Annotated in this window: 2 protein-coding genes; both read right to left on the minus strand. The window is 40.8% G+C overall.

Annotation, left to right across the window (positions count from 1 at the left end; all coding sequences use genetic code 11):
- Nucleotides 1–15: 15 nt before the first annotated feature.
- Nucleotides 16–480, minus strand: coding sequence for a transposase family protein (locus H8S52_RS19695; protein WP_117984346.1), 465 nt, complete (start codon nucleotides 478–480; stop codon nucleotides 16–18).
- Nucleotides 434–844 carry a transposase family protein gene (locus H8S52_RS19700; protein WP_255470135.1) on the minus strand — a complete coding sequence of 137 codons (411 nt, stop codon included), beginning with the start codon at nucleotides 842–844 and terminating at the stop codon, nucleotides 434–436. Before H8S52_RS19700 ends, H8S52_RS19695 begins: the two co-directional genes overlap by 47 nt.
- Nucleotides 845–991: the final 147 nt, after the last annotated feature.

Here is a 991-nt window from a genome sequence, read left to right on the forward strand (position 1 = left end):
TAGACATTATATAGATTAATTTGTTATATGACTCATTTTGTGACTGATTCTAAAGTTGTGTAATCCACAAGCAATAAGAATCACCATATCTTCGAAACCGAATTTATGGCATCTGAATCGTTCTTTGACAATACGGCATTTTTTCATACCACCTATGGCATGCTCCACTTTAATCCTGATACCGGAAATTCGCTTGTTCTCTTGTTTTTCAACAGCAGTAAGCTCTTTTCCTTTTGGTTTTTTCCTGGGCATGCATATTTCAACTCCATCCGGTCTGTGTCCGATGAAACCTGTATCTTGCCAAAGCCTAATACCTCTGGGGAGTAGAAGAGGTTCTTCATCACAAATCTTCTTATCATGGACATGACCTTCGTATGTAGAACTCAGCCATACAATCCTAAGATTGTTGGTACACAACAGGTTATTCTTTATGCTATGAGTTTTTTTTACCACTATAACATGCAGACTGCCTGTCTTCATCCAAAGGGCGTTGAATAGGTCGCTCGGTTCCGTCAAGCAAGACTTCTTCGCATCCTTGAAGGATGTGCATCAGACGTTTGGAGTTACGGTCGGGTAATTCATCAAGCGTTTTCAATGTACGACGGAGAATCTCAGAAAGAAGGTGAATCCACCTGTTGGCCTGGGGCTGGGTCATCTCAAACTGAATGCCATGGAGCTCCTGAAGGGGATTGGTCTTCAGATATACCAATATGAAGAACATTTTGTCCTGAATCAGAGGCAACACACTGGTCTTCCTGTTGTAAGATATACGTTGACGCACTTTGCCTTCCAAAGTGAAATGACTGTAATAGTCATCCCAATGGTACTTGAAAGTTACTAGCAAGGCATCAAACTCAACAGGAGTTAATCCTGTCGCTGCAAGCACTTGGCTATGACGGTGGCGAATCTTGTCGTAATACATCAATTGAACTTTTTAGGCCACAAAGATAAGTCAAAGAACGCTTTAATCAATTATTCGATATAAACTCTA

This window comes from Bacteroides sp. NSJ-48, assembly GCF_014287405.1.
Taxonomy (GTDB): domain Bacteria; phylum Bacteroidota; class Bacteroidia; order Bacteroidales; family Bacteroidaceae; genus Bacteroides; species Bacteroides stercoris.